The 26,369-nt window shown below is 62.2% G+C and carries 27 protein-coding genes and 1 pseudogene; 9 read left to right on the forward strand and 19 right to left on the reverse strand.

Features of this window, described 5'->3' with window-relative positions:
- Nucleotides 1-262 precede the first annotated feature (262 nt).
- Nucleotides 263-2,140, reverse strand: a complete 1,878-nt coding sequence (locus NKJ26_RS21000; protein WP_352696846.1) for an ABC-F family ATP-binding cassette domain-containing protein — start codon at nucleotides 2,138-2,140, stop codon at nucleotides 263-265.
- Nucleotides 2,141-2,278: 138 nt separating this feature from the next.
- Nucleotides 2,279-2,725, reverse strand: a complete 447-nt coding sequence (locus NKJ26_RS21005) for a Ros/MucR family transcriptional regulator (RefSeq protein ID WP_352598600.1) — start codon at nucleotides 2,723-2,725, stop codon at nucleotides 2,279-2,281.
- Between the two features lie 625 nt (nucleotides 2,726-3,350).
- On the opposite strand from NKJ26_RS21005, the gene NKJ26_RS21010 reads away from it, so the two are divergent.
- Nucleotides 3,351-4,295, forward strand: a complete 945-nt coding sequence (locus NKJ26_RS21010) for a LysR substrate-binding domain-containing protein (protein ID WP_352696848.1) — start codon at nucleotides 3,351-3,353, stop codon at nucleotides 4,293-4,295.
- A gap of 19 nt (nucleotides 4,296-4,314) precedes the next feature.
- Here NKJ26_RS21010 and NKJ26_RS21015 read toward each other — a convergent pair whose 3' ends face one another.
- Nucleotides 4,315-4,827 (reverse strand): DinB family protein, encoded by a 513-nt coding sequence (locus NKJ26_RS21015; protein WP_352696850.1) that lies wholly within the window; start codon nucleotides 4,825-4,827, stop codon nucleotides 4,315-4,317.
- 67 nt (nucleotides 4,828-4,894) lie between these two features.
- On the opposite strand from NKJ26_RS21015, the gene NKJ26_RS21020 reads away from it, so the two are divergent.
- Nucleotides 4,895-5,587, forward strand: a complete 693-nt coding sequence (locus tag NKJ26_RS21020; protein ID WP_352696852.1) for a glutathione S-transferase family protein — start codon at nucleotides 4,895-4,897, stop codon at nucleotides 5,585-5,587.
- Between the two features lie 81 nt (nucleotides 5,588-5,668).
- On the opposite strand, the gene NKJ26_RS21025 is transcribed toward NKJ26_RS21020, so the two are convergent.
- A complete protein-coding gene (locus NKJ26_RS21025) occupies nucleotides 5,669-5,932 on the reverse strand; it encodes a DUF2934 domain-containing protein (protein ID WP_352598604.1) in 264 nt (87 codons plus the stop codon).
- A 214-nt stretch (nucleotides 5,933-6,146) separates the two neighbouring features.
- Between NKJ26_RS21025 and ndk the strand changes: the two genes are divergently transcribed.
- Nucleotides 6,147-6,569 carry a nucleoside-diphosphate kinase gene (gene ndk / locus NKJ26_RS21030; RefSeq protein WP_352598605.1) on the forward strand — a complete coding sequence of 141 codons (423 nt, stop codon included), beginning with the start codon at nucleotides 6,147-6,149 and terminating at the stop codon, nucleotides 6,567-6,569.
- Nucleotides 6,570-6,742: 173 nt separating this feature from the next.
- Here ndk and NKJ26_RS21035 read toward each other — a convergent pair whose 3' ends face one another.
- From NKJ26_RS21035 to NKJ26_RS21065, 7 genes are all read right to left on the reverse strand, one after another.
- A complete protein-coding gene (locus NKJ26_RS21035; protein WP_352696854.1) occupies nucleotides 6,743-7,012 on the reverse strand; it encodes a hypothetical protein in 270 nt (89 codons plus the stop codon).
- 164 nt (nucleotides 7,013-7,176) lie between these two features.
- Nucleotides 7,177-7,941: a YbaY family lipoprotein gene (locus tag NKJ26_RS21040; protein ID WP_352696856.1), complete on the reverse strand. Its 765-nt coding sequence runs from the start codon at nucleotides 7,939-7,941 to the stop codon at nucleotides 7,177-7,179.
- Nucleotides 7,942-8,021: 80 nt separating this feature from the next.
- Nucleotides 8,022-8,498 carry a molybdenum cofactor biosynthesis protein MoaE gene (locus tag NKJ26_RS21045; RefSeq protein ID WP_352696858.1) on the reverse strand — a complete coding sequence of 159 codons (477 nt, stop codon included), beginning with the start codon at nucleotides 8,496-8,498 and terminating at the stop codon, nucleotides 8,022-8,024.
- Between the two features lie 5 nt (nucleotides 8,499-8,503).
- Entirely contained in the window at nucleotides 8,504-8,761 is a 258-nt protein-coding gene (gene moaD / locus NKJ26_RS21050; RefSeq protein WP_352696859.1) for a molybdopterin converting factor subunit 1, read from the reverse strand.
- A 1-nt stretch (nucleotide 8,762) separates the two neighbouring features.
- Complete coding sequence (pgsA, locus tag NKJ26_RS21055) at nucleotides 8,763-9,359, reverse strand: CDP-diacylglycerol--glycerol-3-phosphate 3-phosphatidyltransferase (protein WP_352598610.1); 597 nt, start codon at nucleotides 9,357-9,359, stop codon at nucleotides 8,763-8,765.
- A gap of 128 nt (nucleotides 9,360-9,487) precedes the next feature.
- The gene (gene uvrC, locus NKJ26_RS21060; RefSeq protein WP_352696861.1) at nucleotides 9,488-11,554 is read right to left on the reverse strand and encodes an excinuclease ABC subunit UvrC; all 2,067 of its coding nucleotides are present in this window, start codon (nucleotides 11,552-11,554) and stop codon (nucleotides 9,488-9,490) included.
- Nucleotides 11,551-12,312 carry an SDR family oxidoreductase gene (locus NKJ26_RS21065; protein WP_352696863.1) on the reverse strand — a complete coding sequence of 254 codons (762 nt, stop codon included), beginning with the start codon at nucleotides 12,310-12,312 and terminating at the stop codon, nucleotides 11,551-11,553. Before NKJ26_RS21065 ends, uvrC begins: the two co-directional genes overlap by 4 nt.
- Before the next feature lie 413 nt (nucleotides 12,313-12,725).
- Between NKJ26_RS21065 and NKJ26_RS21070 the strand changes: the two genes are divergently transcribed.
- A complete protein-coding gene (locus tag NKJ26_RS21070) occupies nucleotides 12,726-13,382 on the forward strand; it encodes an outer membrane protein (protein WP_352598613.1) in 657 nt (218 codons plus the stop codon).
- Between the two features lie 78 nt (nucleotides 13,383-13,460).
- Here the strand turns inward: NKJ26_RS21070 and NKJ26_RS21075 are convergent, their stop codons facing one another.
- The gene (locus tag NKJ26_RS21075; protein ID WP_352696865.1) at nucleotides 13,461-14,057 is read right to left on the reverse strand and encodes a glutathione S-transferase family protein; all 597 of its coding nucleotides are present in this window, start codon (nucleotides 14,055-14,057) and stop codon (nucleotides 13,461-13,463) included.
- A 414-nt stretch (nucleotides 14,058-14,471) separates the two neighbouring features.
- Complete coding sequence (locus NKJ26_RS21080; RefSeq protein ID WP_352598615.1) at nucleotides 14,472-14,855, reverse strand: hypothetical protein; 384 nt, start codon at nucleotides 14,853-14,855, stop codon at nucleotides 14,472-14,474.
- 664 nt (nucleotides 14,856-15,519) lie between these two features.
- Between NKJ26_RS21080 and NKJ26_RS21085 the strand changes: the two genes are divergently transcribed.
- Complete coding sequence (locus tag NKJ26_RS21085; protein WP_352598616.1) at nucleotides 15,520-15,831, forward strand: transcriptional regulator; 312 nt, start codon at nucleotides 15,520-15,522, stop codon at nucleotides 15,829-15,831.
- Nucleotides 15,832-15,900: 69 nt separating this feature from the next.
- Here NKJ26_RS21085 and NKJ26_RS21090 read toward each other — a convergent pair.
- A pseudogene (locus NKJ26_RS21090) lies at nucleotides 15,901-16,112 on the reverse strand (transposase); the annotation flags it as partial.
- Nucleotides 16,113-16,205: 93 nt separating this feature from the next.
- Here NKJ26_RS21090 and NKJ26_RS21095 point away from each other — a divergent pair.
- Nucleotides 16,206-16,661 (forward strand): DUF5680 domain-containing protein, encoded by a 456-nt coding sequence (locus tag NKJ26_RS21095; protein WP_352598617.1) that lies wholly within the window; start codon nucleotides 16,206-16,208, stop codon nucleotides 16,659-16,661.
- A 328-nt stretch (nucleotides 16,662-16,989) separates the two neighbouring features.
- Here NKJ26_RS21095 and NKJ26_RS21100 read toward each other — a convergent pair whose 3' ends face one another.
- From NKJ26_RS21100 to NKJ26_RS21120, 5 genes are all read right to left on the reverse strand, one after another.
- Nucleotides 16,990-17,442, reverse strand: coding sequence for a hypothetical protein (locus tag NKJ26_RS21100; RefSeq protein ID WP_352696867.1), 453 nt, complete (start codon nucleotides 17,440-17,442; stop codon nucleotides 16,990-16,992).
- 131 nt (nucleotides 17,443-17,573) lie between these two features.
- Nucleotides 17,574-18,428 carry a 23S rRNA (adenine(2030)-N(6))-methyltransferase RlmJ gene (locus NKJ26_RS21105; protein WP_352696869.1) on the reverse strand — a complete coding sequence of 285 codons (855 nt, stop codon included), beginning with the start codon at nucleotides 18,426-18,428 and terminating at the stop codon, nucleotides 17,574-17,576.
- Nucleotides 18,425-19,036, reverse strand: a complete 612-nt coding sequence (locus NKJ26_RS21110; protein WP_352696870.1) for a hypothetical protein — start codon at nucleotides 19,034-19,036, stop codon at nucleotides 18,425-18,427. Before NKJ26_RS21110 ends, NKJ26_RS21105 begins: the two co-directional genes overlap by 4 nt.
- Before the next feature lie 246 nt (nucleotides 19,037-19,282).
- Nucleotides 19,283-19,732 carry a DNA polymerase III subunit chi gene (locus NKJ26_RS21115; protein WP_352696871.1) on the reverse strand — a complete coding sequence of 150 codons (450 nt, stop codon included), beginning with the start codon at nucleotides 19,730-19,732 and terminating at the stop codon, nucleotides 19,283-19,285.
- 9 nt (nucleotides 19,733-19,741) lie between these two features.
- Nucleotides 19,742-21,253, reverse strand: coding sequence for a leucyl aminopeptidase (locus tag NKJ26_RS21120; RefSeq protein WP_352696873.1), 1,512 nt, complete (start codon nucleotides 21,251-21,253; stop codon nucleotides 19,742-19,744).
- A gap of 361 nt (nucleotides 21,254-21,614) precedes the next feature.
- Between NKJ26_RS21120 and lptF the strand changes: the two genes are divergently transcribed.
- The 3 genes from lptF to NKJ26_RS21135 are packed head-to-tail and all read left to right on the forward strand — an operon-like array spanning nucleotide 21,615 to nucleotide 26,325.
- Complete coding sequence (gene lptF / locus NKJ26_RS21125) at nucleotides 21,615-22,817, forward strand: LPS export ABC transporter permease LptF (protein WP_352696875.1); 1,203 nt, start codon at nucleotides 21,615-21,617, stop codon at nucleotides 22,815-22,817.
- Nucleotides 22,814-23,899: an LPS export ABC transporter permease LptG gene (lptG, locus tag NKJ26_RS21130; protein WP_352696988.1), complete on the forward strand. Its 1,086-nt coding sequence runs from the start codon at nucleotides 22,814-22,816 to the stop codon at nucleotides 23,897-23,899. The genes lptF and lptG overlap by 4 nt, the downstream gene beginning before the upstream one ends.
- Nucleotides 23,899-26,325, forward strand: coding sequence for an LPS-assembly protein LptD (locus NKJ26_RS21135; protein ID WP_352696877.1), 2,427 nt, complete (start codon nucleotides 23,899-23,901; stop codon nucleotides 26,323-26,325). The genes lptG and NKJ26_RS21135 overlap by 1 nt, the downstream gene beginning before the upstream one ends.
- Nucleotides 26,326-26,369: the final 44 nt, after the last annotated feature.

The raw sequence follows: 26,369 nt of genomic DNA on the forward strand, positions 1-26,369 counted from the left end.
CGGAGCTTGGCGTGCTGGTTCATGGGGTTTGTGTAGCGGGTTTTGGAGACGGCGTGTAGGGCCAGATGATTAGCCGATCTCCCCCCTCGTGGGGGAGATGGCCGGCAGGACAGAGGGGGGCGCGAAGGATCGCCAACTGTTGGCATGATCCGCAAGCGACCAAAGACCGATGGTCAGCCAGTGCAAGAGCTGGCAGGCAGGCGGGACAGCGCCCCCCTCTGGCCTGCCGGCCATCTCCCCCACAAGGGGGGAGATTACGCAATCACTCCGCCGTGCCTTCCTCGTACTCGGCCGACATGGTCAGCCATTTTTCCTCGTGGCCGGCCAGTGTCTGGGCAAGCTGCGAGCGCTCTTTGGCCAGGCGCGTCGCGGTCGAGGGATCCTTTTCGTAGATCGCCGGATTGGCCAGTTCGTCCTCGATGCCGTCGATGCGCTTGCGGATACGGTCCATCAGCGCCTCGGTGGCGCGGATTTCCTTGGCGAGCGGTTCGAAAGCAGCGCGGCGCTGCGCCGCCTCGCGCCGGCGGTCGGCTTTCGAAGCCTTCTCGGCCTCGCGCCGCTCGCGGCGGTCGCCGGACACGCCGGTGACCAGCGTCTTATAGTCCTCCAGATCGCCGTCATATGGGTTGACGGCGCCGTCCTTGACCAGCCACAGCCGGTCGGCGGTCGCCTCCAGCAGATGGCGGTCGTGCGAGATCAGGATGACGGCACCGGGAAATTCGTTCAGCGCGTGAATCAGAGATTCACGGCTGTCGATGTCGAGGTGATTGGTCGGCTCGTCGAGGATGAACAGGTTCGGCCCCTCGAAGGCCGACAGACCCATCAACAGCCGCGCCTTCTCGCCGCCTGAAAGATCCTTGGCGGCCGTGTTCATCTTCTCGGTGGTGAGACCAAACTGGGCGACGCGGCCGCGCACTTTCGATTCCGGCGCCTCCGGCATCAGCCGGCGGACATGCTCGTATGCGTTTTCTTCGGGACGCAGATCGTCGAGCTGGTGCTGGGCAAAGATCGCCACCTTCAGCCCGGGCGCCACCGTCATGGTGCCGCTCTCCTGCTTAAGCCGGCCGGACAGCAATTTGGCGAAGGTCGACTTGCCGTTGCCATTGGCGCCGAGCAGCGCGATGCGATCGTCGGCATCGATGCGCAACGTCATCTTCTTCAGGATCGGCTGCCCCTCGGTGTAGCCGACATTGACGTTGTTCAGCGCGATGATCGGCGATGCCACGGTCTTCCCCGGCTCAGGGAAGGAGAATGGCCGCGCCGTATCGTTGACGATAGCCGCGATTGGCTTCATCTTTTCCAACGCCTTGATGCGCGACTGCGCCTGCCTCGCCTTCGAGGCCTTGGCGCGGAAGCGCTCGACGAAGGATTCCATGTGCTTGCGGGCGGCTTCCTGCTTGACGCGGCCCTTCTCCTGCAATTCCTTCTGCTCGGTATACTGGCGCTCGAACTGGTCGTAGCCGCCGCGCCAGAACGTCAGCTTCTTCTGGTCGAGATGGACGATCGAATTGACGGCGCGGTTGAGCAGGTCGCGATCGTGCGAGATCAGCAGCACCGTGCGCGGATATTTCGAGACATAGTTTTCCAGCCACAGCGTACCCTCGAGATCGAGATAGTTGGTTGGCTCGTCGAGCAGCAGAAGGTCGGGCTCGGAAAACAGCACGGCCGCGAGCGCCACGCGCATGCGCCAGCCGCCGGAGAAAGAGGAAGCCGGGCGGCGCTGCGCCGCGTCGTCGAAGCCGAGGCCGGCAAGAATGGTGGCCGCGCGGGACTCGGCTGAATGCGCATCGATATCGGCCAGCCGCATGTGGATGTCGGCGATGCGGTGCGGATCGGTGGCGGTCTTTTCCTCTTCGAGCAGCGCCGTCCGTTCGAGGTCGGCCTTCAGCACGATCTCGATCAGCGGCTCCTCGGTGCCCGGGGCTTCCTGCGCCACCTGGCCGATGCGCGTGTTCTTCGGCAGGCCGATGGATCCGGTCTCGGAGGGAAAATCACCGGTGATGGCCTTGAACAGCGTGGTCTTGCCGGTGCCGTTGCGGCCGACAAGGCCGGCCTTGGTGCCGGCCGGCAAGGTCAGCGAGGCATGGTCGAGAAGCAGGCGTCCGGCCATGCGGAGCGAAAGGTCGTTGATGATCAGCATGGCCGCGCTTTTGCACTGGACATCAACGCTTCGCAAGGCCTTGCTGGCCAGTTGACCGCACAAGGCCTGGAAACGACGCCCGCAAAGGCGCCGTCAATGCAGCCGATCAGCGGCTTGCCACACGGGTCCGGGCAGCGCTCAGGCCGTTACCTTGCGCTTCGTTGCCTTGGCCGCGGCGGGCGCTGCCGCCGGCTTGCGGCCGAGTCCCGTCGACTTCGCCAGAGCGGACCGCGTCGCCGAATAGTTTGGAGCGACCATCGGATAGTCGGGCGGCAGGCCCCATTTGGCCCGATAGTCGTCCGGGCTCAGGCCATAGTCCGTCCGGAGATGCCGCTTGAGCGACTTGAATTTCTTTCCGTCCTCCAGGCAGACGATGTAATCGGGAAACACCGACTTCTTCGGGTTCACGGCCGGCACCAGGCTCGGGCTTTCCGCGACAACCGCGCCGGCCAGCTTCCGAACCGACGCGCTGACGCTGGCAATCAGGTCAGGCAGGCCGGAAGCCGGAAGCGGATTGTTGCCGACATAGGCCGAGACAATATCAGCCGTCAGCTCGATAACGGTCTTATCCTCGATATTTGACAATTCTTTTCATCCTATTTGCGACAAAGCCCTCCACCCCAGCGAAGACTTTTATCGATGTATCTCTTTAACCGAGCCCACCAACGGATCGTCAAGCCTAAACCGAATCAAGACTTGCCACCATATATCTTTTATGAAAATCGATGCGTTGCAAATTAGAAAATCTAATACTTAGTACTGACAGACTTCGCGCCTAGGTTGTGCGCCAATATCTCAAGAATATGCTTCCAACGGGCACAACGCCTGAAATTCATTTGCTCGACCGCCTTTTCGGCCCTCATCGCGGCATAAAGTGAGCGCCTCGGCGCCAAACTCCTGACCAGCAAATGCGCTTCCTGCCCGGCAGCACGTTCGTTTCGTCAAACACAGCTTTCCGCCTCCGAGCCGCTCCAAGCCGATCGCGACGCCGTGCAGATGCTGCCCAACGCCGAAGCTCGACACTTTCCAGGCGGTGCCGTGGCCGATGCTGGCTTCGCGACCCATCGCATAACACAGTCGGGAATGGCATAGGCGTTCGCTTTACTTCTCCAGGATGGGGACAACACTTGGCAATCACTCGATAAATTCGCCCACCCCTGTAAAGTTAGGAATGCTGGTGCTAGCGTAAGCCCAGCTTAAGGTCGAAACTGTGCGTTTGCTCAATCAGGTTAACCTCAATTCGTTGAAAATCGTGGAGAGTGCTGCCAGGCACGGGAATTTCACGCGCGCCGGCGAAGAGCAGTTCATCACCGCTTCGGCGGTCAGCCAGCGTGTCAAAAGCCTGGAGGACCAGCTGCGCTTCAAGATCTTCCAGCGCGGTGGCAATGCGGTATCTCTGACGCCGGAGGGCGAGACCTATGTGTCGCGCGTTCGCGAGGCGCTGGAGCGGATCGTCGCCGCCAGCATGGAAGCGACCGGGCAATCACAGGAACATGTGCTGAAGATATCGGTGCTGCCGACCTTTGCCGCACGCTGGCTGTTTCCGCGCCTGCCGCTGTTTCAGCAGCGATATCCCGACATCACCATGCGGGTCTCGACCTCCTATGCGACGCACGAATTCACGACTTCGGAGTTCGACCTCGAAATCCGCTATGGCTATGGCGACGGCGGACTTTCCGGGCTGCAGGCCGATCTGCTCTTTCGGGAAGACCTGACGCCTGTGTGCAGCCGCAAGCTGTTCCATGACGTTCTCGGCGACAAGCCGTCGAAGGTGACACCCGACGACCTCAAGCACTTCACGCTCCTGCATTCCGACACCTGCACCCAGAACTGGCAATCCTGGCTTGGCTTTGCCGGTGCAAGCTTCGTGCTCAGCGAGACCAGAAGCATCTATTTCGATTCGTGCATGATGTCCTACGAGGCAGCCAATGCCGGGATGGGCTTTGCGGTGGCCAATCGCGCCTACATGGCCAGCGATATCCACGCCGAAAGGCTGGTGGCTCCATTCGCCGTCCACCACCCGAACACGGCCGGCTGGTATTTCGTCTCCCCCCATAAGACGCTTGCGACACGCAAGGTGCTGCTGTTCAAACAATGGATCATGGCAGAGGCGGCTTTGACGCAGAGCCAATTGGATTGTGAGATCGACGCCTGACTGTCTGCCGGCGGCGAAATCACGCATATGCGCGCCCCTCCTCGGTGCGCTGAAAAGACGCCAGATCGAGCTGCACTGAAGGGCGGCCCAGAACCGTCAGGATCATATGCGCCTGGCCGCGGTGGTGGGTCTGGTGATTGAACACATGATCCAGCGCCGGCGCCAGCCTTTGCGAGACAGTGCGCATGTCCGAGACTGTCATGTAGGTGAAGCGACCCGTCAACGCTTTGTCGCTCAGGCCGCCGATCCAGTCGATGATCCTCCTGTCCTCCGCCTCGCGTGCCATTCGCAGGCCGGGCAAGGCCCGGTAGAGGATAGCATCCAGTGTCGTCGGCGCGTCGCCCTCGCCGGTGAAGCGCTTCATCCAGATGCGGTCGGCTGTCAGAAGGTGATTGAGCGTGCCCATCAACGAGCCGAAGAAGGCGCCGACATCGCGATTGAATTCCTCTTCGTCGAGTTCGGTGGCGGCATCGTAGATGCGGCCATTGGCCCATTGATTATAGGCCGCAAACATCATGAAGTGCTGTCTCATCTTCTTCTCCGCCGAGCCCGTTTCGGGTATCGGGAGCGATACCTAGACCGCAAGGGAGCCGACGCCAATGACCATTGTGCTTTATGATCTCGTCGGGCGCGACGAGAGCCGTCCGTTCAGCCCGCATTGCTGGAAGACGACGATGGCGCTGGCCCATAAGGGGCTCGAAATCAGCACCGTGCCGACGCGTTTCCTCGAAGTGCCCAGCGTCGAGGGCGGTGTATCGAAACTCGTTCCGGTGATCCGCGACGGGGACACCGTCGTCGCCGATTCCTTCGCCATCGCTCTCTATCTCGAAGAGGCCTATCCGGAGCGGCCGACGCTGTTCGGCGGCGAAGGCGGGAAGGCGATGGCGCGCTTCGTCGAGCGCTGGTCGCAGCTGACCATCCATCCTTATGTGACCACCGCCGCGATCATGGATCTCCACGCCATGCAGGACGCCGCGAACGCCGCCTATTTCCGCCAGAGCCGGGAGCAGCGCCTGGGCAAGAAACTGGAAGACGTGATGGCCGCGCGGGAAGCCGGGCTCACCAGTTTCAGGGCCTCGCTGGAGCCGCTGCGCTCGACGCTGAGCTACCAACCGTTCATCGGCGGCGCCTCACCGCTGTTTGCCGACTACATCGTCTTTGGCGCACTGCAATGGGCGCGTATAGCCTCGCCCTATCGGCTGCTCGACGACGGCGACCTGGTGGCGCAATGGTTCGCCCGCTGCCTCGACCTGCATGGCGGGTTGGGACGAAAGGTAGCCGCGGCGGCATGAGGTCGCGGCGCCTGGCCTTGCCGCAAGGCGAGCGCAATGGCCTTCAATCCTTGCGAACAGGTTGGAGCGAGACGGCCAGACCTACTTGGTCGCCGCCTTTTTTGGCTTGCTGGTCTTTGTGACGGCCTTGGCCTCGTTGGGGGCAGCTTTCGTGTTGCCGGCGCCGGTTGCCTTCTTGGCCGGTTTTTTGGCTGCCGGCGGCTTCCCCGTGGCATCCTCCCGATCGATATCGGCCGCGGCCTGGTTCCAGTGACGTTCGTGCTGACCGGCCGGTTGCCCTTCTTCCTGCCAGATCTGATGTGCACGGTTGCGAATGCGCTCCTGACGATCGTCTGTCATGGTCATATTGTCTCCATTCGGGCCGACTTCAGCGCGGCGCCGACACGCGACTATAGCAAGCAAAGCGCAGCATTGCAGCTCTCCGATCTCGCCTCTGGCCCATCCTGTCGACGCCGGCCCGCCACAGAAACGTGCACCGCGCCCGCCTCCCCTTGGCAATGGGCCGGGCGACTTGTATAGAGCCCGCCACTCTCAATTCCATTCTCAGAAGGACGACCCCATGGCGCTCGAACGCACCTTTTCCATGATCAAGCCGGACGCAACCCGGCGCAACCTCACCGGCGCCATCACCAAAATGCTGGAAGACGCCGGCCTGCGCGTCGTCGCTTCGCGTCGTGTGTGGATGAGCCGCCGCGAGGCGGAAGGCTTTTACGCCGTTCACAAGGAGCGTCCCTTCTTCGGCGAACTGGTTGAGTCCATGTCTTCGGCGCCGACGATCGTCCAGGTGCTGGAGGGCGAGAACGCCATTGCCAAGAACCGCGAAGTGATGGGCGCCACCAACCCGGCCAATGCCGCCGAAGGAACAATCCGCAAGGTGCATGCGCTGTCCATCGGCGAAAACTCGGTGCACGGCTCCGACGCGCCGGAAACCGCCGCGCAGGAGATCAAGTACTGGTTCTCCGATACGGAGATCGTCGGCTGAGCCGACCTCATCAAGCGTGACCTGGAAAGGCCGGCGTTCAGCCGGCCTTTCTCATTGGCTGAACGGTCAGGTCCCGCGCACGAATTGCAGCATATGCGCGCCACCCGGATCAACCTGGCCGACGGTATGCCGGTCGGCTCGAACGGCCCGCCGCCGCCCGCGACGGGTTCCGTTCACTTCGGCTGACGGTCTTTTACGTTCGCATGAGCGTTCGCTGCCTCGGTGTCGGTGGCCGGCGTCTGGGTGTCGGCGCCGGTGAACGGACTGCCCTGCCCAGGCGCGAGGTCGCCACTGTGGCCAGCCTTGTTGGTCTGGAAGGGTTGGCTGTCGGGGCTGAGACCATGCTGCTCGGCATTGAACAGATGGTCGTCCGCCCTCGCAAGGCCGGTAAGGGCAAGGAGCGATACGCCTGTGGCAGCAAGGATAAGCGCATGCGTTTTCATCTCTGGACTCCTTCGAGTTAAGGCCAGAACGAGCCGCAGCAGGTCTGGCGGCTTCAACGAAGGGACATTCGAGAACATCCCTTTTGCCTACCCGCCATATCTGAGAGAAACGCTCCTCCTGCCCGGATTATTCCGGCTGAAGCGCGTTGGTTACGAAATATGTGTCAGCTCGCGGCGCTGAAGCGCAGGATTTCGCGGCCGTCCTTGTCGGCGATGGTGAGCTTGCCGGCATCGATCTTGTACGACGCCGCTTTGGTCAATGCATCGAACAGCGCCTTTTCCTCGGCCATGACCTCCGGCGCACAAGCCTTGTAGGTCGAGCCGACATCGCTGATGGCGATCGCCTGGCCGTCGACCTTGACCGTGGCGAAATAGCTGTTGCAGGGGCCGTGGCCGCCGGCGTTGCCCGCTTCGCTGATTTTGAACGTCGCTTGCGGCGCGGTGATCGCGCCGATGCCATCGACATAGTCGACCAACCAGAGCTGCCCAACCACGGAAGCCCCCGGCTCGGTGCTCAGCGTGACGATCTTGAGCATGATCGTCTGCGGCACGTCGGTCAGCGGGTCGACCTGATGGCGCACGTCGCTGATGAACAGAAGCTTGTCATCGACTGTAATGCGCGCTTGCAGCGCATAGGTCATCTGCGACCGGATGACGGAAGGGTCGAACTTTATCTCGAAACCGATCGGCACCTGGCCGGTGGGTTTTACATTCTGCTCGCGGATGATTTTGGCCGGCGCATCGGCAAGCGAGACATCGGCAAGCTGGATCGAAAGAACGGCGCTGGGCGGCAAGGCGATGCGCTCACGATAGATCACTTCGCCCCTGATCGCCTTTTCGGCTGCAACCGACGTTTCCGGCACCGCCAATATGCCGACGACAAGCGGCAAGAAACCGAAGACCAGGAACTCCGCGATCCTGTCCAGCATGATCACCTCCCTTGCCCAAGCCGACCAACCGCGCCCAATTGGCCAAAGGATTACGGTCAATGCATGGCTGCGGCGCAGGTTTATTCGGACGGTTTCCAGCGCCGCGCGGCGTTGGCGTCGGTTTCCTTGGCGTCGACCCAGCCGCCCTCGGAGCCGTCGGCGCGATGCTCCTTCTTCCAGAAGGGCGCCCGCGATTTCAGATAATCCATAAGGAAATCGGCCGCCTCGAACGCCGCCTGGCGATGCGCAGACGCGGCCACCACCAGCACGATGTTCTCACCAGGCGTGATCTTGCCGTGCCGGTGAATGACCGTCAGGCCCTGCAGCGGCCAGCGCTGAACCGCCTCGGCGGCGATGCGGCCGATTTCAGCTTCCGCCATGCCGGGATAATGTTCGAGTTCAAGCGCCGAAAGCGTGCCTTGCTCGTCTCGGCAGAGACCGGAGAAGGTGACCACCGCGCCGATGTCGGCACGGCCTTGCGTCAGCCGGGCGATCTCGGCGGCGACGTCGAAATCCCCGGCCTGGATCCGCACGGTCGGCACCATGGCGGCCGACATGGTTGTCAGCCTCCGGTCATGGGCGGGAACAGGGCGATCTCGCGCGCGCCCGATATCTTCTCGCGATGGTCGACATGTTCCTGGTTGATGGCGACACGGATCACGTCGGGATATTGCAGCGCGTTCTCATAGCCCTCGCCGCGCGACTTCAGCCAGCGCAACAGGTCAGCAACCGTTTCGATGCCGTCAGGCAAGTCCACGTTTTCCTCGGGCATGCCTATGCGCTCGCGCACCCAGGCAAAATAGATAAGGCGGGTCGTCATCTCACTCGTCCATGATGTGCTTGAGGCCGGCGCGGAAATAATCATAGCCGGTGTAGAGCGTGACGAGCGCCGCGATCCAGAGCAGCACCAGGCCGGTCTGCGTGGTCAGCGGGAAGATCTTGTCGCCGGCCGGTCCCGCCAGCAGGAAGGCGATGGCGACCATCTGGATGGTGGTCTTCCACTTGGCAAGCTGCGTCACCGGCACCGAGACCTTGAGCGCCGCCAGATATTCGCGCAGGCCCGAAACCAGGATCTCGCGGCACAAGATGATGATCGCCGCCCACAGCGACCAGCCAGCGATACCGGCGTGACGATCCGTGTCGGCCGCCAGCAGCAAAAGACAGGTGGCGACCAGCAGCTTGTCGGCGATCGGATCGAGCATCTTGCCGATGTTGGAGGTCTGCTGCCAGGCGCGCGCAAAATAGCCGTCGAAGTAGTCGGTAACCGACGCCAGCAGGAAAATGACCAGCGCCGACCAACGGGCAAAATCGCTCGATTTCAGGTGTCCTTCCAGAAAAAAGCACAGCACGACCAGCGGCACCGCGATGATGCGGGCGTAGGTCAGTATGTTGGGCAGGTTGAACGCGCGCTGGGCCATATCTTGGGGACTCTTTCTGCCTGCGTACTCAAATCAGATGCGAATGTGGGGGGTCAACAGGCGAAAATCGATTGGCCAGTCGAAAATAGCCGAATCTGTCTTGGGGGCGATGCATGCCGCGACACGCATCAGCTCTCGTGGAAATGATTGTAGACCAGTTTCGCGACCTGCTCGGAAATGCCGTCCACTTTCCTCAGATCCTCGATCGCGGCGCGGCTGACCGCCTTGGCGGTGCCGAAATGCAGCAGCAGGGCGCGCTTGCGGCCGGGACCGATGCCGTTGATCTCGTCGAGCGGGCTCTTGGCCATCTCCTTCTTGCGCCTGGCCCGATGCGAGCCGATGGCGAAGCGATGAACCTCGTCGCGCAGCCGCTGGACGAAATAGAGCACGGGATCGCGCACCGGCAGCGAGAACGAGTCCCTGCCCTTGACGAAGAAGCGCTCCCGGCCGGCATCGCGGTCCTGGCCCTTGGCGATGCCGATGGCCACGACGCGGTCCTCGATGCCGAGATCCGAAAGGATCTTGCGCACCGCAGTCATCTGGCCCTGGCCGCCGTCGATCAGGATGACGTCGGGCCAGGCCGGGAAGCTGCCGGAGATGTCTTCTTCCATGTCGGCGCCGGCTTCACCGGCAGCCGCATCATCGGGCGCGACATCGCCATGCTCCTTGAGCAGCCGTGAAAAGCGCCGCTCCATCACCTCGCGCATCATGCCGAAATCGTCGCCGGGCGTAATCTCGGTCGAGCGGATGTTGAATTTCCGGTACTGGTTCTTCACAAACCCTTCCGGCCCGGCGACGACCATGGCGCCGACGGCGTTGGTGCCCATGATGTGCGAGTTGTCGTAGACCTCGATGCGCACCGGCGGCTTGGCAAGGCCGAAAGTCTCGGCGAAACCGGCGAGCAGCCGGCCTTGCGTCGAGGTCTCCGCCAGCCGGCGGCCAAGCGCCTCACGCGCATTCTGCAACGCGTTGTCGGTCAGGTCCTTCTTCTCGCCACGCTGCGGCACCGAGATTGCCACCTTGCGGCCGGCGCGGGTCGAAAGCGCCTCGGCAAGCAGTTCCTGGTCCTCGACGCCGTGCGATAGCAGGATCGAGCGCGGCGTCGGCTTGTCGTCGTAGAATTGCGCCAGGAACGAGCCTAGCACCTCCGATCCCTCCAGCGCCGGATCGGCCTTGGGGAAATAGGCGCGGTTGCCCCAGTTCTGGCCGGTGCGGAAGAAGAACACCTGGATGCAGACCTGGCCGCCTTCCTGATGGATGGCGAAGACGTCGGCTTCGTCGACGGTCTGCGGGTTGATGCCCTGGTGGCTCTGCACATGCGACAGGGCCGCCAGCCGGTCGCGGTAGATAGCGGCGCGCTCGAAATCGAGGTCCTGGGAAGCCTGCTGCATGGCGGCCGAAATTTCGGTCTTCACTTTCTGGCTGCGGCCGGAGAGGAAATCCTTCGCCTCGGCGACCAGTTCGGCATAGTCCTGATGCGATATCTCGCCGGTGCATGGGCCGGCGCAGCGCTTGATCTGGTAGAGCAGGCACGGCCGGGTACGGTTCTCGTAGAACGAGTTGGTACAGCTGCGCAGCAGAAAGGCGCGCTGCAGCGAATTGATGGTGCGGCCAACGGCGCCGGCCGAAGCGAAGGGACCGAAATAATCGCCTTTTCGCGACCGCGCGCCGCGATGCTTGTAGATGCCGGGCGAGACATGGTCGCCGGTCAGAAGAATGTAGGGGAACGACTTGTCGTCCCGCATCAGCACATTGAATCGCGGCCGCAGGCGCTTGATAAGATTGGCCTCGAGCAGCAGCGCCTCGATCTCGGTGCGGGTGACGACGAACTCCATCGTCGACGTCTCGCGCACCATGCGGCCGATGCGATTGGTGTGGAACCGGCCTTGCGCGTAGTTGGTGACGCGCTTCTTCAGGCTGCGCGCCTTGCCGACATAGAGCACGTCGCCGGCGGCGTTCATCATCCGGTAGACGCCGGGCGCGTTGGGCAGCCGCTTGACCAACGTCTGGATCACCTCGGCGCCGACCATGCCGTCGGCGTCGCCGGCATGCGGCGTCCAGTCGATGGCCGTGAACCCGACGTCCGGGCCTACCGGCTCGACAATCTCCTCGTGTGCCTCATCCTCGATGTCGATTTCGGGGGGAAGATCATCGGGGCCGCCCCGTGCCTTGTTTTTGTGATCCAAAGGACTCATTCCGCCATGCCTGTCACATCCGGCGTCTGCCATGCAAGATGCTGCCCGCCATCAAGTGCGATCATCTGGCCGGTGACGGAGCGCGCCTCCCAGAGATAACGGATGGTAGCGCCGAATTCCGGCAATTCCGGGCCGCGCTTCAGGATCAGGCCGGCGACCTGCGCGGCAAAATCGGAATCATCCTGGCGCGTGTTCTTCAGCGTCGGGCCCGGACCGATGGCGTTGACGCGAATGCGGGGCCCAAGCGCCTGGGCCATCATCTGCGTCTGCGTCCACAATGCCGACTTCGACAGCGCATAGGAAAAATAGCGCGGAGTCGGCCGCCAGACACGCTGGTCGATGATGTTGACGATCAGCCCCTCCTGCCCTGCGGGCAAGGACCGGGCTAAGTTCTGCGCCAACAGCGCAGGGGTTTTCACATGGATGGCGAAGTGGCGGTCCCAGGCCTGCCAGTCGAAATCCTCAACCGAATCGTCGACGAACAGCGATGCGTTGTTGACCAGCAGCGAGATCGGCCCGAGCGCTGCCTGTGCCTGGCCGATCAGGCCGGCGACATCGTCCATGTCGGTCAGATCGGCGCCGACCACCGCAGCGCGGCCGCCGGACCGGTTGATCCGGACGGCCAGGGCTTGCGCCTCATCATGCGAGCGGTTGGCGTGGATGGCGACGGCAAAACCATGGCCGGCAAGATCTTCGACGATCGCTTTGCCGATCCGTTTCGCCCCGCCCGTCACCAGCGCCGCGGTGGCTTTGCTCATGTGCTGTCAATCCTCGGTTTGGGCACGAAAAGACGGTGCCGGCAAAATATGGCCTGTCATCTCTTAAACGGCGTTCGCACCTGGGGCAGCATTGTGGCGAAACGCCCTGACGGGCATCGCGACTCGCCAGTCAACCAGGCCAGCCGAACCCCAATATAGGGCGCTGGACTCCTTGCACCAAGCGGCGTGCAGCGCGGCATGATCCGGCTGCTGACATTTCGCTGTTGCGAAGATGCAACGTCAAGTTTCTGCCTCATTCGTGCCGGGGAATGACCCAAGTTCAGGTTCGCTTCAGCCGCATTTCGACACGACATTTGGAACCGACGAACGCCAGATCCGTTTCACCCCCCGGACGGGTCGATGGCGATCGTGAAAAACAAGCCTGTGTCCTGTGGCTTAAGGAGTAAACAACAATGCAAGCCAATCTCAAATTCGCACGGCCGCTGGCCGTAGCGCTCGGGCTCTTTGCCCTCGGTGGTACCGCCTTTGCCGCGGATGTGGTTTCGGAAGAGCCGCCGGCACCCGCCCCGGTTGCCGAACTTCCGGTCGCCTCCTGGGCCGGCCCCTATGTCGGTCTCAATGTTGGCTACGGCTTCAGCGGCCGTACCAAGGAGAAGGATTTCGGCGTTGAAACCGATACCAAAGGTTTCGTCGGCAGCGTCTTCGGCGGCTATCAGTGGCAGCAGGAGAACTTTGTCTACGGTGCTGAAGCCGAACTCGGCTACAACGGCGTCAAGGGCGACGACAACGGCATCAACTCCAAGGCCGGCTTCGAAGGCTCGCTGCGTGCCCGTCTCGGCTACGCCGTGACCCCGGAAATCCTGCTCTACGGCACTGGCGGTCTCGCCGGCAGAAGCCTGAAGGTAGAGGACACCGTCCTTGGTGTCAGCGATACCGCTACCATGCTCGGCTGGACCGCCGGCCTCGGCACCGACATCAAGCTGACCGACAATGTGTTCGGCCGCGTCGAATATCGCTATACCGATTTCGGCAGCAAGAGCTTCGATGGCATTGGCAAGGTCAAGGCCACCGACAACCGCGTCACCTTCGGCGTCGGTATGAAGTTCTAAGTCGTCCAAGCCACGACACGAAAAAGCCGGGCCTCGCGCCCGGCTTTTTTTGTGTCCGCCGATCAGGCGGGTCATCAATCAGCTGGGGACGCAATCCTTCAGCTCTGGAAACTTCTCGTCGAAGCGCGCCGCCCAGCGTGTCAGCCGAGCGCGACCTTTCTCCCATTTGCCGGCGAAGCGAAGGGCGAGATAGCCAAGACAGGCGCGCAGCGCCATCTGACCGGCGGTGATCTTCTTGGGCAATTTTGGCGGGTTGGAATTGAGCAGGTCGAGCGCCTGCGTGATCTTCGCCCACTGGCGGTCCAGCCATGGTTGATAGACCATTTCTTCGGGCCGCGTGCGGCGCTCATAGACCATCGAAAGCGCGCAGTCGCAGATACCATCGGCCAGCGCCTCCAGCACTTCCGCCTCCAGCCGCTTGTCGGGATTGCGCGGGAAAAGCGCATTCTTCGAAACACGATTGAGATGCTGGGTGATGGCGCGGCTGTCATGGATCGAACGGCCGTCTTCGAGCACCAGGACCGGAATTTTGCCGAGCGGATTGGCGTCGATCAGGACAGCCTGTTTGTCCTCGGTCTTGACCGCTACCGCTTCGATGGCGATGCCGGCATAGGCTGCGGCCATGCGCACCTTGGAGCTGTAGGGGGAAGATGAGGCGTAGAGCAGCTTCGGCATGGTCGGGTTCCTGTTAGCATATGGGCAGTGTCGACCGGACAGATCTCTGCGATCAACGGCCAGGCGGCAACAAAATAATCGCCAGGAACCGGCTGCGGTTTCCACTCATGATCATCATGACAGGCCTACGGACTGGTATGCCGGAGATACAAGAAAAAGGCAGCAGGCCGACGGGACTCGAGCCTGCTTTCGGGCCTCACCGCGTGCATTGCGCTGGAGCCTTACGCACCGAGAAGGAGAGGACCAGATCGGGCGAGCGAGGCAGCCAACCGGCGCCTCGCTTTGCTTGCCCTCATTCCCTTCCTCCACGCCCAGCCCCGCAGGCTGGACCCATTGCCGGAAATGCCCCGATCCAGAGAGCGCCGGAGCGTCCTTGTCACGCCCGCAACGGACGCGACGCCCCAACGGTCCGGTTTACTTCTTGGCCGGAGCCTTCGCCTTCGCAGGTGCCGCCTTTGCCTTCGGAGCGGCGGCTTTTTTCACCGCCGGCTTTGTCGCGGCTGCCGCGGCCTTCTTTGGCGGAGCTTTGGCCGGAGCCTTGGCTGCAGCCTTCGCGGGCGCTGCTTTCTTGGCCGCGGGTTTTGCCGCCGCCTTGGCCGCAGGCTTCTTGGCCGGTGCTGCCTTGGCCGCAGGCTTCTTTGCCGGTGCTGCCTTCGCTGCGGGTTTTGCCGCCGCCTTGGCGGGCGCTGCTTTCTTGGCCACCGGCTTCGCGGCAGGCTTTGCCGCGGCTACGGGTTTTTTTGCCGGCGCCTTGGCCGCGGCTGCCTTCGGCTTGGCGGCGGGCGCTGCTTTCTTCACTGCGGTTGCGGCCTTCGCCGCCACTGCTTTTGCGGGTGCTTTCTTTGCCGGTGTCTTGGATGCCGGCGCTTTAGATGACTGCTTAGCCATGTCATGCCCCTTCACGTTATGCCGACGGCCGTGAATGACCCCGGCGCGCAATGCATATCTGACTCGCGGCTCGCTAGCCAGCGAAGCAATGTCATGATTTTCGCAGTGTAAATTTTGACCGCGGACGAGGCATGATCGCGCTGATCATCGCACGGATGCGATGCTGATCTTCGGATATCGTCAGCGGTTCGACACCGACATTCTCAATGCGTCACAAGACCGGTCTGCCGTGAAGTGCTGAAGGTCAGCGACGTATCTTGTGCATTGATCTTCGGCCGCCAACATCATGACCTGTCGCTTCATCGATACGGTTATCTTCTGTTGCGGGGCGGATCTACGCGGATCAGGAGAGCAAAGGGGTCACCAATTCGCCCGTTACCTTGTCAAACAGTTTTCCGTCACTCGGAGAATTGACAGATAACTCTATATTCCAGAGTATTCTGCAAGGGATAGGAGCGTGCTGAATGTCGGTTGCAGAGGAGCAAGCGTCGCCGTCCGAGATCGCCGGGATTGCGTCCGATAATATCGGTCCTGTCATCGATGGCCCGTGCCTTTGCCGCGCCGGAGCCGATCGATGAGCGCCGACGAGATCATCCATCAGAGTACGCGACTCAGGATCATGGCCGCCCTGAACATGCTGGAAAGGCGGGAGGCATTGGAGTTCACGCAGCTGAAAGCCATGATCGAAGCCACAGACGGCAATCTCGGCGCGCATCTCGACACGCTGGCAAGGGCCGGCTACGTCAATGTCGAAAAGCTGTTCGTCGGACGGCGGCCGCAGACGCGGATCAAGGCGACGACGATCGGACGGCGCGCGTTTCGTGGCCACGTTGCTTTTCTACGCAGGATTCTCGATCAGGCCGAGACGCCGCCGCGCAGAAAATAGGCCGTTGCCGATCGATGCCTCTTAGCGCGTGGCGACGCCGGCACCAATCATGACACCGCCTGCCGCGCGGCGGTGTGTCTCCGCTTCCAGCAGCCGGCTCGAACGCACCCGGTTCAAATAGCCATACTGGAAGAGTTTAAGCAGATCGGCCGGACCGTAACCGGGACGACCGTTCCCCTGGGCTCGATACGGGGCAAATCCTGACGCCTGCAAATCCAGCCCATCGACGAAGCGAACCGGATTGTCTGACATAGTATCCAACGCTCAGGCCGAAGCAGCATCTGCGAGCGATCAATCCCAGAGCCGGCGATCGACTCTTGGCAGGTACGCGCACCTGTGGGATCTTCTTTTATGTTCCGATGAGAAGATTTGTCATGGATGGCTTGAAGACTTTTATCCTGGAAGCAAAATCGGCGACATATGTCGGAGGCGGCAGCCCGTCACCGGCATGCCGGAATGCGTCACACGACATCGGTTACAAGCGTGGTTCTTGGCACTATCTGGATAGCTATTTTGGAGGTACCGATTTTCTTGGACAGGAAGTCGTCTGGCAAGGTGACGATCCCGTTTGGGCCATGAACTATTATGGCCGTATCCTAGATCCGGAAATGATCGACGCGACCATTGCCGGTACAGTTATCAAGGAGTCGTTGTCAGCCTTGTACGGACTCGGCAGATTCCTCGGTGCATTCGAATATGTCGTTCGACAATACCGTTACGTTGACAACAGCAACGAGAACGTTGAGGGGTTCCTCGGAATCGAGCGGATCTACGTCGAACACAAGGAGGTCTATCGGTTAGACTATCACGGAGGACTTGTTAGGCCATAACCGCAAGTTGCGGATCAAACGCGCCTGCATAGCTCACACAATTGCGGATCGCCGTAATGGGCGGGCCGGCCCCAACGCGAAGGCGGCCACCATGGCGCATAGGCCAAAAGCGCATACAGACCGCCGCCGAGCGCCTTCCAGGTTTCCGGCGCGCGTGGGTCGACGGTGAACCGGCCGCGACAGGCCACGAGGTCACCGACAGCAATGCGCCGTAGATCAGCAGGACCCAAAGCCCGCCGTATAGGCGATCATGCAATTCGCCCAGTCCAGCCACTGTATCCTCTCGGGCGCAAGGTCGCTGCCGCCCGAAAAAACCGGCTGCTGGGATTTAGCGCAGGACGCGGCAGCGGCCGTTGTAGACCATCCAGCGGTCGAAGCCCGAGACGCAGAATTCGACGTTGTCGCCGATCGAGGCAAAGCCCTGCCCTTCTTCGATCAGATACCAGATCGTCCGGTCGCGGCCGTCGGACAGGCTGACGGTGGCGCCGCAGTAGCGGCGACCGATCGGCCAGGTCTCGTTGGCGGGCAAATAGCGGTGCTGGTGGATGCGCTGGAAATCGGTGATCTGCACATCGGGCAGATGCGGCACGTGATGCACCTGATAGGAGAAGCGGCTGGTGATCTTGTTCAGCACCCAGGGCTGGCCGCAGACGCCACTGTCCTCATCAATATAGACGGCAAGGTCGGCCGCGTGTGCCGCCTGGGTGACGCCGAGAGGTGCGGCAAGCGGGGTGCAGAGCGAAATCAGGGCAGCAAGTGCGGATTTGGCGAAGCGAGTCATGACAGCCTCTCAAGGTCGATTGCGCGCACTGTGCGGATTCGCTGACGTTCGGTCAAGCGATTGTGATTGACTCGGTTTCCGCCTTCGAAATAGCCAGAGCCGGCGCTCGCAAGCGGTTGTCGCTGTCGCCTCTACGCGGCCTCGCCCGCCAACCACTCCAGCGACCAGTGCGCGGGTTTTTCCACGGCGAGCAGTTTGTGCAGTGCCGGCAGCACGCCTCGCAACTCGGCTTCCAGCGTGAAGGGCGGATTGACCACCACCATGCCGCTGCCGTCGAGGCTGGGTTCCGAAGAGGCCGGCCTGATCTCGAATTCGATGTCGAGCAGTTTCGGAATGCCGGATTGCTTCAGCGCTTTCCTGAAGGCGATGATCGCCCTGCGGTCCTTGATCGGATACCACAGCGCATAGATGCCACCCGGCCACCGCTTGTGCGCTCTTATAAGCCCGTCGGCGAGGCGGTCGAACTCGCCCGCCTCCTCGAAAGGCGGATCGATGAGCACCAGCCCGCGCTTTTCCTTCGGCGGCAGGTGGGCGCCGAGCGCCAGCCAGCCGTCGAGTTCCATCACCCTGGTCTGGAAATCTCCGGCGAACTCCGCCTTCAGCTTCGCGGCATCCTTGGGATGCAGTTCGATCGCCGAAAGCCGATCCTGCTTGCGCAGGAGATTGCGCGCGAGCCGGGGCGAGCCCGGATATTTCTTCACGCCGCCCTCAGGATTGAGCGACCGCACCGTCTCCAGATAGGGCGCGAGCAGCGCCGCCGTCCTGGCGTCGAGCGAAGCATCGATGAGGCGACCGATGCCGCCTTGCCATTCGCCGGTCTTTTGCGCCTCGAGCGACGACAGATCGTAGCGGCCGATGCCGGCGTGGGTGTCGACGACGCGAAACGCCTTGTCCTTCTGCTTCAGATATTCGAGCAGCCGCGTCAGCACGACATGCTTGACGACGTCGGCGAAATTCCCGGCGTGATAGGCGTGGCGGTAGTTCACTTGGAGCCCCTGCCCCAGCGCGGCGGTGGCGGCTGCGAGTTCGGATTCTCCGGCCGGCCGGCACGCGTACGCAAGGACAGCATGAAGCCGATCAGGCCAACCGCCATCAGCGAGAAGCCGACCGGCCGCGCACGGCTGTCGGTCTCGCCGATACCGGAGCGCAAGACGAGATCGACCGCCCGCATCGGAATGTCCTCGGCATCGCCCGGGCCGACGGTGAAGACGTAAGGGCCAGGGCTGACGGCCGCGATCACGCCGGCCTCGTCACGAAAGATCTTGTCGGGCAGTTGCGGGCTGGCCTGGCGCGGATTGTCCACGTGGTTGAACTGCAAAGTCGAGGCAAGCACCGTGCGGCCGCTGGCGGCCGCGGTCAGCGTCAATATCGTGCGCTGCTGCGAAACGATGCGCTCGGCCCTGGCAGTGAGGTCGACCAGCACCCGCACCGGCGCGTCGCGGCCGGAGAGCGGCACTGTCACCGGCCTGAAACGGCCCTGCTCATAGACCCGCCACGTACCGATCTCATGGCCGGAAAAATTGGTCATCGCCCAGGGGTAGATGACACCGATGCCGGTGCCGGCCAGCAAGATCAGGACAAACAGAAAGCGCATTCAGACAATCACCAGAGATATCGTGACCTTGCCCATAGCGCCCCGACGATCAAAAGGCGATGGCCAGCTTCAGCAGCCATCCCGTTCCAGGGCTTCGCGACTTGCGCACATCGAGCAAGACGGCAAGGGCCGGTGCGCGCCATCGGTGCACGAATAGCATTTCATTCACACTTGAGCGACCGCCAAAGCCGACGCTGGGCTCACTGCTCCGCCCGGATATTCCAACTGAGGCGCAGTACTGCCCGCCTATGCCTTGCGCTCCCAGCGGCGGGCTGGCGTCTGCTGCCAGTAGGTCACCATATGGCCGGCGCCCTTCATCGTCTTCCAGCGGCCGCGGGCGGCCTCGACCTGGGCGGCGTCGTGGCCGTCGAACAGGAACACGGCACGCTCATAGCCGGCAAGTTCGGGTGGCACCGCGCCATCGACCAGGAACCTTATCTTGGCCCCGTTGGGATTGCCGTCGCCGGTGGTCAGGAGAATCGGCTGCTCGTCCGGAAAGGCTTCGCGATCGGTCGCATGGGCGAGAAACGAATCGTCGCGGAAGGTCCACAGATGCTGGTCGAGCGCGTCGCGGCGCTCCTCGGTGCCAGTCTGCACCACGGCGCGCCAGCCACGGTCGACGCTGCGTTCCAAAAGGCCTGGCAGCGTGTCCTCCAGCGTCGATTCGGTCAGGTGATAGAACAGGACGTCGGCCATGGATCCAGGTCAGCTCTCGTAATGGTCGCGCACCAGCCGGTCGAGCAGCCGAACACCGAAACCCGAAGCCCAGGACTGGTTGATCTCGTTCGACGGCGAGCCGATCGCCGTGCCGGCAATGTCGAGATGCGCCCAGGGCGTGTCCTTGACGAAGCGCTGCAGGAATTGCGCCGCGATGATGGCGCCGCCATAGCGGCCGCCAATATTCTTCATGTCGGCGTTCTTGGAATCGATCAGCTTGTCATATTCCGTGCCGAGCGGCATGCGCCACAGCCGTTCCTGCGTCGCCTGTCCCGCCGCCGTCAGCCTTTGCGCCAGTTCGTCATTGTTGGAGAACAGGCCGGCATAGTGCTGGCCGAGCGCGACCATGATGGCGCCGGTGAGCGTCGCCAGATTGACCATGAATTTCGGTCGAAAGCGGTCGTTGCAGTACCACAGCGCGTCGGCCAGCACGAGGCGTCCTTCCGCGTCGGTGTTGAGCACCTCGATGGTTTGGCCCGACATCGAGGTGACGATGTCGCCGGGGCGCTGCGCGTGGCCGTCGACGGCATTTTCGACCAGCCCGATGATGCCGACGACATTGGCCTTCGCCTTGCGGGCGGCCAAAGCGTGCATCAAGCCGGTGACGGCGGCAGCGCCACCCATGTCGCCCTTCATGTCTTCCATGCCCGATGCCGGCTTGATCGAATTGCCGCCCGTGTCGAAAGTCACGCCCTTGCCGACAAAGGCCACCGGGCTGTCCTTGGGCTTGCCGCCGTTCCATTGCATGACGACCATGCGGGCACCGCGCGGCGAACCTTGCGCGACGCCGAGCAGCGAGCCCATGCCGAGCTTCTTCATCTCCTTCTCGGTCAAGATCTCGACCTTGACACCGAGCGCCTCGAGTTCGTCTGCGCGGGCGGCGAACTCGACCGGCCCCAACGCGTTGGCCGGCTCGTTGACCAGGTCGCGCGCCAGGAGCACGCCGTCGACCACCGCTTCAAGCTCGGCGAAGGCCTTCTTGGCGCCTGCCGGGTCGGCGGTGTGGATGGTGACCTTGACCGGCTTTTTCGGATCGGGCTTGCCGTTGTCCTTGTCCTTCCTGGTCTTGTATTTGTCGAAGGAGTAGCCGCGAAGAAGGATGCCCGCGGCAAGGTTCGCGGCGTCCTTACCATTGGGCGAGGCACCGATCAGGTCGAGCACCACGGCCGCGTCGGTCGCCTTGCGCAGCGACGACGCGATGCTGCCGCCAAGCTTCAGCCAGGCATATTCGTCGAGCCCCGACACCTTGCCGGCACCGATCGCCACCAGCCTGTCGAGCGAGCCTCCTTCCGGCGCCAGGATTTCGAGGACGCTGGCGAACTTGCCCGTGAACTCGCCGACAGGGAAAGCCCGCTCCAGCGTCTTGCCGGAATCGTAGGCCCTGGCGGTGTCGCTCAGGCCACCATCATCCGCCGACAGCACGAAGACCGTGCCCTTCCTGTTCGCCGCCGCTTGAGGCGCAGCGAATTTTGCGAAGGCGATCGACGGTCTCTGGTTCATCATGTCCTGCTTTCGGGGAGTGCGTGGTTCTGCGGGAAGCGGTTAATGCGCTCCGCGACATTTGGTCGTTTTCCGGCATTTGGCAAGACTTTGCCGAATTCGCTCCCCATATGACACATGGAATCGATGGCGATTCGTCGCGGCACGGCCCCGCTTCTTGCCGCAACCTCTTGTTAACCATCGATGTTCGCCCTTTCTTATCCATTCCCCCCGACACTCCGGCCAACCGCGGCGCGCGATGTGGGACGGGACCGGATCGCCTGCCTGACCGGGCCCGAGGGGGCCAGTTGTGCGGGCGTCGCCGGACAGCTACCTTTACGCGGTGGCATGATGCCGTTCGAGAAAATCGAGTAAAGCCTTCATGAAGGTCATTGAACGCTACATCATGCGCCGCGCTCTCGTGGTCTTCATGGCAGCGCTGGTCTGGACGCTGGCGATCGTCTGGACCACGCAGGTACTGGCCAAGATCGACCTCGTCACCGACAGCGGTCAGTCGGCGCTGACCTTCTTCGAGGTCGCATCCCTCATCCTTCCTTCGATTATCCCCATCGTCGTGCCTTTCGCGCTGGTGGTGGCGGTCGCCCAGACACTCAGCGTCATGAATTCGGATTCGGAACTCGCTGTCGTCAACGCATCGGGTGCTTCGCGCTGGACCATTGTGCGGCCGATCATGCTTCTGGCGCTCGCGGCCAGCGTCTTCTCCTTTGCCGTCGACAACGGCATCGATCCCTATGCGCGGCAGAAAAACCGCGCGCTGGTGGCTGAGTCGCACGCCGATCTGCTGTCGCTGATCATCCAGGAAGGCACCTTCCGCAAAATAGAGGACGGGCTGTTCCTGCAGATCGGCGAGCGGCTTCCCAATAATCGGCTGGGCGGCATTTTCGTCGCCGATTCGCGCGAGGAAGGCGTCAACCTCGTCTATTACGCCAAGACGGGCAGCATCATCGAACGCGGCGGCGAGAAGGTGCTGATGATGAATGACGGCGTCATCCATCGCAAAACGCTGACCGGCGACCTGTCGATCATCCGGTTCACATCCTACGCCTTCGACATGTCGGCCTTCATGACGGCGGCGTCCGAGGTGACGCTGCTGCCGAAGGACCGGACGACGCAGTACCTGCTCAATCCGAGTGCCAACGACAAGCATTATCAGCAAAGTCCCCAGGAGTACCGGGCCGAAGTCGACCAGCGGTTTTCGGAATGGACCTATTCGATGGTCTTCGCACTCATTGCACTCGCCGTCGCCGGCGACGCGCGCTCGCACCGCGAAGCACGCGTCAATCCGCTGATCACGGCCATCGCGATATCGCTGTTCGTGCGCTGGCTGGGCTTCTTTGCCGCCAGCAAGGCCGATGAGATCCCGCAATATGGCTATATGGTCTATGGCGTGCCCATCGTGGCATCGGCGGTGGCGATCTGGTTCATCGTCTCCAACCGGACCATGGAACTGCCGGTGGCCTGGGCGGACTGGATGACAAACCTGGCCACGCGCGTCGGCGACGGCTGGAACGCCCTCAAGCTGAGACTTTCCAGGCGCGACACTTCAGGGCAAAGGGTCGGCTGATGGGTTGGACGCTGGGCCGCTACTTCTTCTTCCGCTACGTGACGATAACCATCTGGTTCTTCATCGGCCTGCTGGCATTGGTGTTCCTGATCGATTTCACCGAACTGTCCGGCCGCACCACCGGCCTGCCCGGCTTTACCTACGGGACGGCGGTGGCCATCTCGGCGCTCCGGATGCCGATGATCATGCTGCAGACGGTGCCGTTTGTCGGCCTGTTCTCGGCGATGGCGACATTGGTCTCGCTCAATCGCAGATATGAACTGGTCATCGCACGCTCGGCGGGGGTGTCCGCCTGGCAATTCCTGTTGCCATGCTGCATCGGTGCGTTGCTGTTCGGCATCGTGTCGGTCGGGATCATCAACCCGCTCGCCGCGCATGCCTTTTCCTGGTCCGAGCAGATCGAGACCCAGCTGCGCTCCGGCAAATCAAACGTGGTTTCGGCCGATGCAGCCCCCTGGATCCGCCAAAAAACCGGCTCGGTGGACACCATCATCGGCGCGCGGGCGATTCTCAACCAGGGCCTGGAGATGGCCGACGCCGTCTTTTTCATCCTCGACCAGCAGGGCAATATCGTCGAGCGCAAGGACGCCGCGCATGCCTACCTTCGGGAAGGCTATTGGGAATTGCAGGATGTGAAGACGTTCCAGAACGGCACTATCCTGCCTGCCGCAAGCGATCGCGTGCCGACCAATCTGAAGCCCGAATTCGTGCAGGAGCGGCTGGCGCGCCCGGAAACCATTCCGTTCTACGACCTGCCCGGAAAAATCGAGGTTGCCCGCTCGTTCGGCCTCAAGGCAAATGCCTTTGCCATGCAGTTTGATTCGCTGGTGGCGTTGCCGTTCCTCCTCGTCGCCATGACGCTGATTGCGGCAACAGTTTCAATGCGATTTGCGAGGATGGGGCAGTCGGCGACGATGATTCTGGGTGGCGTCGTTGCCGGGTTTCTGCTTTATGTCGTTTCGGTGCTGGTAAAGGCATTCGGCGTGGCGGGGTTCGTGCCGACTGTCATAGCCGCCTGGGTGCCGGTCGTGGTAGCTATGTTCTTCGGGGTGACTTTCCTGCTATACAAGGAAGACGGCTAGTGAGGGAGGCGTTTTTGCCCAGCAACAGGCAGGCCGGTTTGGCGCGCCTCTATGCGGCGACCGCCTTGGCGTGCCTGTTCGCCTGCGCCGTCCCGCTGCCGGTGTTCGCGCAGGACGTTGGCGACATGTCGACCAGCGTTCCGTCGGGCTCGCAGATGCTGCTGGCGGCCGATACGCTGGTTTACAACAACGACAACCAGACCGTGACCGCCGTCGGTGGTGTGCAGATCGACTATGGCGGCAATCGCCTTGTCGCCCAGAAGGTCGAGTATAACCGCAACACCAAGCGGATGGTCGCGAGCGGCAATGTCGAGGTCGTCAACAGCGACGGCACCAAGATCAATTCGCAACATATCGACATCACCGACGATTTCGCCGACGGCTTCGTCAATGCATTGCGCGTCGAAACCATCGACAAGGCCTATTTCGCCGCCGAAAGCGCCGAACGCATGGGTGGTGTGCTGACCACCTTCCACAATGGCGTCTACACCGCCTGCGAGCCGTGCGAGGACAAGCCCGACAAAGCGCCGACCTGGCGCGTGAAGGCGAAAAAGATCATCTGGAACGGCGAGAAGAAGACGGTCCGCTTCGAGAACGCGAATTTCGAGTTCTTCGGCTTCCCGCTCGCCTATCTCCCGGCATTCGAGATCGCCGACCCGACGGTCAAGCGCAAGAGCGGCTTTCTGATCCCCGGCATCATCTACAAAAGCGATCTCGGCGTCGGCGTGAAGGTTCCCTACTATTTCGCGTTGTCGCCGACCTATGACCTGACCGTCACCGGCACCGGCTATACCAAGCAAGGCTTCCTCGGCGAGGCCGAATGGCGCCAGCGCTTCAACAATGGCGAATACAGCTTGAAGATCGCCGGGATCCATCAGCGGGATCCCGACGCCTTCATCGATGCCGCCGGTCGCAATGTAGATTCGGGTCCGGCGGGCGATCCCAACAAGTTCCGCGGCATGATGGGCACCCAGGGCCAGTTCGCCATCAATTCGCGCTGGAATTTCGGCTGGGACGTGCTGTTGCAGACCGACAAGAACTTCTCGAATATCTACAACATCGACAAGTACAATGCGTATGTCCACCAGTCTTCGGTCTACCTGAACGGCCTCAACGGCCGCAATTATTTCGACGTGCGCGCCATGCATTTCGAGGTGCAGGAAAATACGCTCGACGACAATCCGGCGGCGCGAAGCGGTCAGCAGCCCTGGGTGCTGCCGTCGCTCGACTATGCCTACATCCCCGACGCATCGGTTGCCGGCGGCCAGTTGTCGCTCAACGTCAACACGCGTGTCATCCGTCGCGACGATCTCGACCAGACTTTCAACACTCCATACGACTCCGCCACGCCCGTGCAGCGTGTCCGTGGCATCGAAGGCGAATCGGGCCGGCTCACCGCCGAAAGCGAGTGGAAGCGAAGCTACGTCACCGATGACGGACTTGTGCTGACGCCGTTGCTCGCGCTGCAGGGCGACGTGGACTACCTCGACGCGTCATCTGGTTCGCTCGCCGCCATCAACGAGATGGCGGCCAATCCCCTCATAGCCACCAGCGACGACATGCGCTCGTCGTTTGCACGTTACATGGCGACCGCCGGGCTCGAGATGCGCTGGCCGTTGCTGTTTTCCATGGCCAGCGGATCCAGCCATGTGTTCGAACCGATGGCGCAGGTCTTCATGCGGCCGAACGAGCAATATGTCGGCGGCCTTTCCGTCCCGAACGAAGACGCCCAGAGCATGGTCTTCGACGCGACCACATTGTTCGAACGCGACAAATTCTCCGGTTACGATCGCGTGGAAGGCGGTTCGCGTGCCAATGTCGGCCTGCGTTATTCCGGCTCCTACAACAATGGCTGGGGCACCAATGCCATCCTGGGCCAGTCCTACCAGATCGGTGGCGAGAACTCTTTCGCCGCGCCGGACCTGGTCAATGTCGGCGCCTATTCCGGCCTTCAGACGACCACGTCGGATTATGTAGGCCTGTTTGGCATCAACAGCCCCAACGGCTTCGCGGCCTCGGTCAGCGGTCGTTTCGACGAACAGACCTTCGAGGTCCGCCGTGCCGAGGTGAAGGCCGCCTATTCAGGCCTGCCGGTGTCGCTGAGCGCCAAATATGCCTTCATCCAGGCCCAGCCGCTCTACGGTTTCACGACCGACCGTCACGAGGTCACGCTCGGTGCATCGACGCATCTTGCCGAGAACTGGCGCGTCTTCGGGACCGGAACCTACGATCTGCAGCAGAGCCTGCTGGTCAAGGACGGGGTCGGCTTCGCCTATAACGATTCCTGCTTCACCTACCTGATGACGTACTCGCAGTCGCGCGACCTGAACACCAGGGAGGTGACGCAGAGCATCGGTTTTAACCTGTCGTTCCGCACCCTCGGTGATTTCGGTACATCGAGCAGCGCCATCGACACGATCCAGTAGTCCGCGACATCGTTTCGCCGCATAGGGCTGGCACGGATTCGTGC

The sequence above is a fragment of the Mesorhizobium sp. M0152 genome (genome assembly GCF_040322415.1).
Taxonomy (GTDB): domain Bacteria; phylum Pseudomonadota; class Alphaproteobacteria; order Rhizobiales; family Rhizobiaceae; genus Mesorhizobium.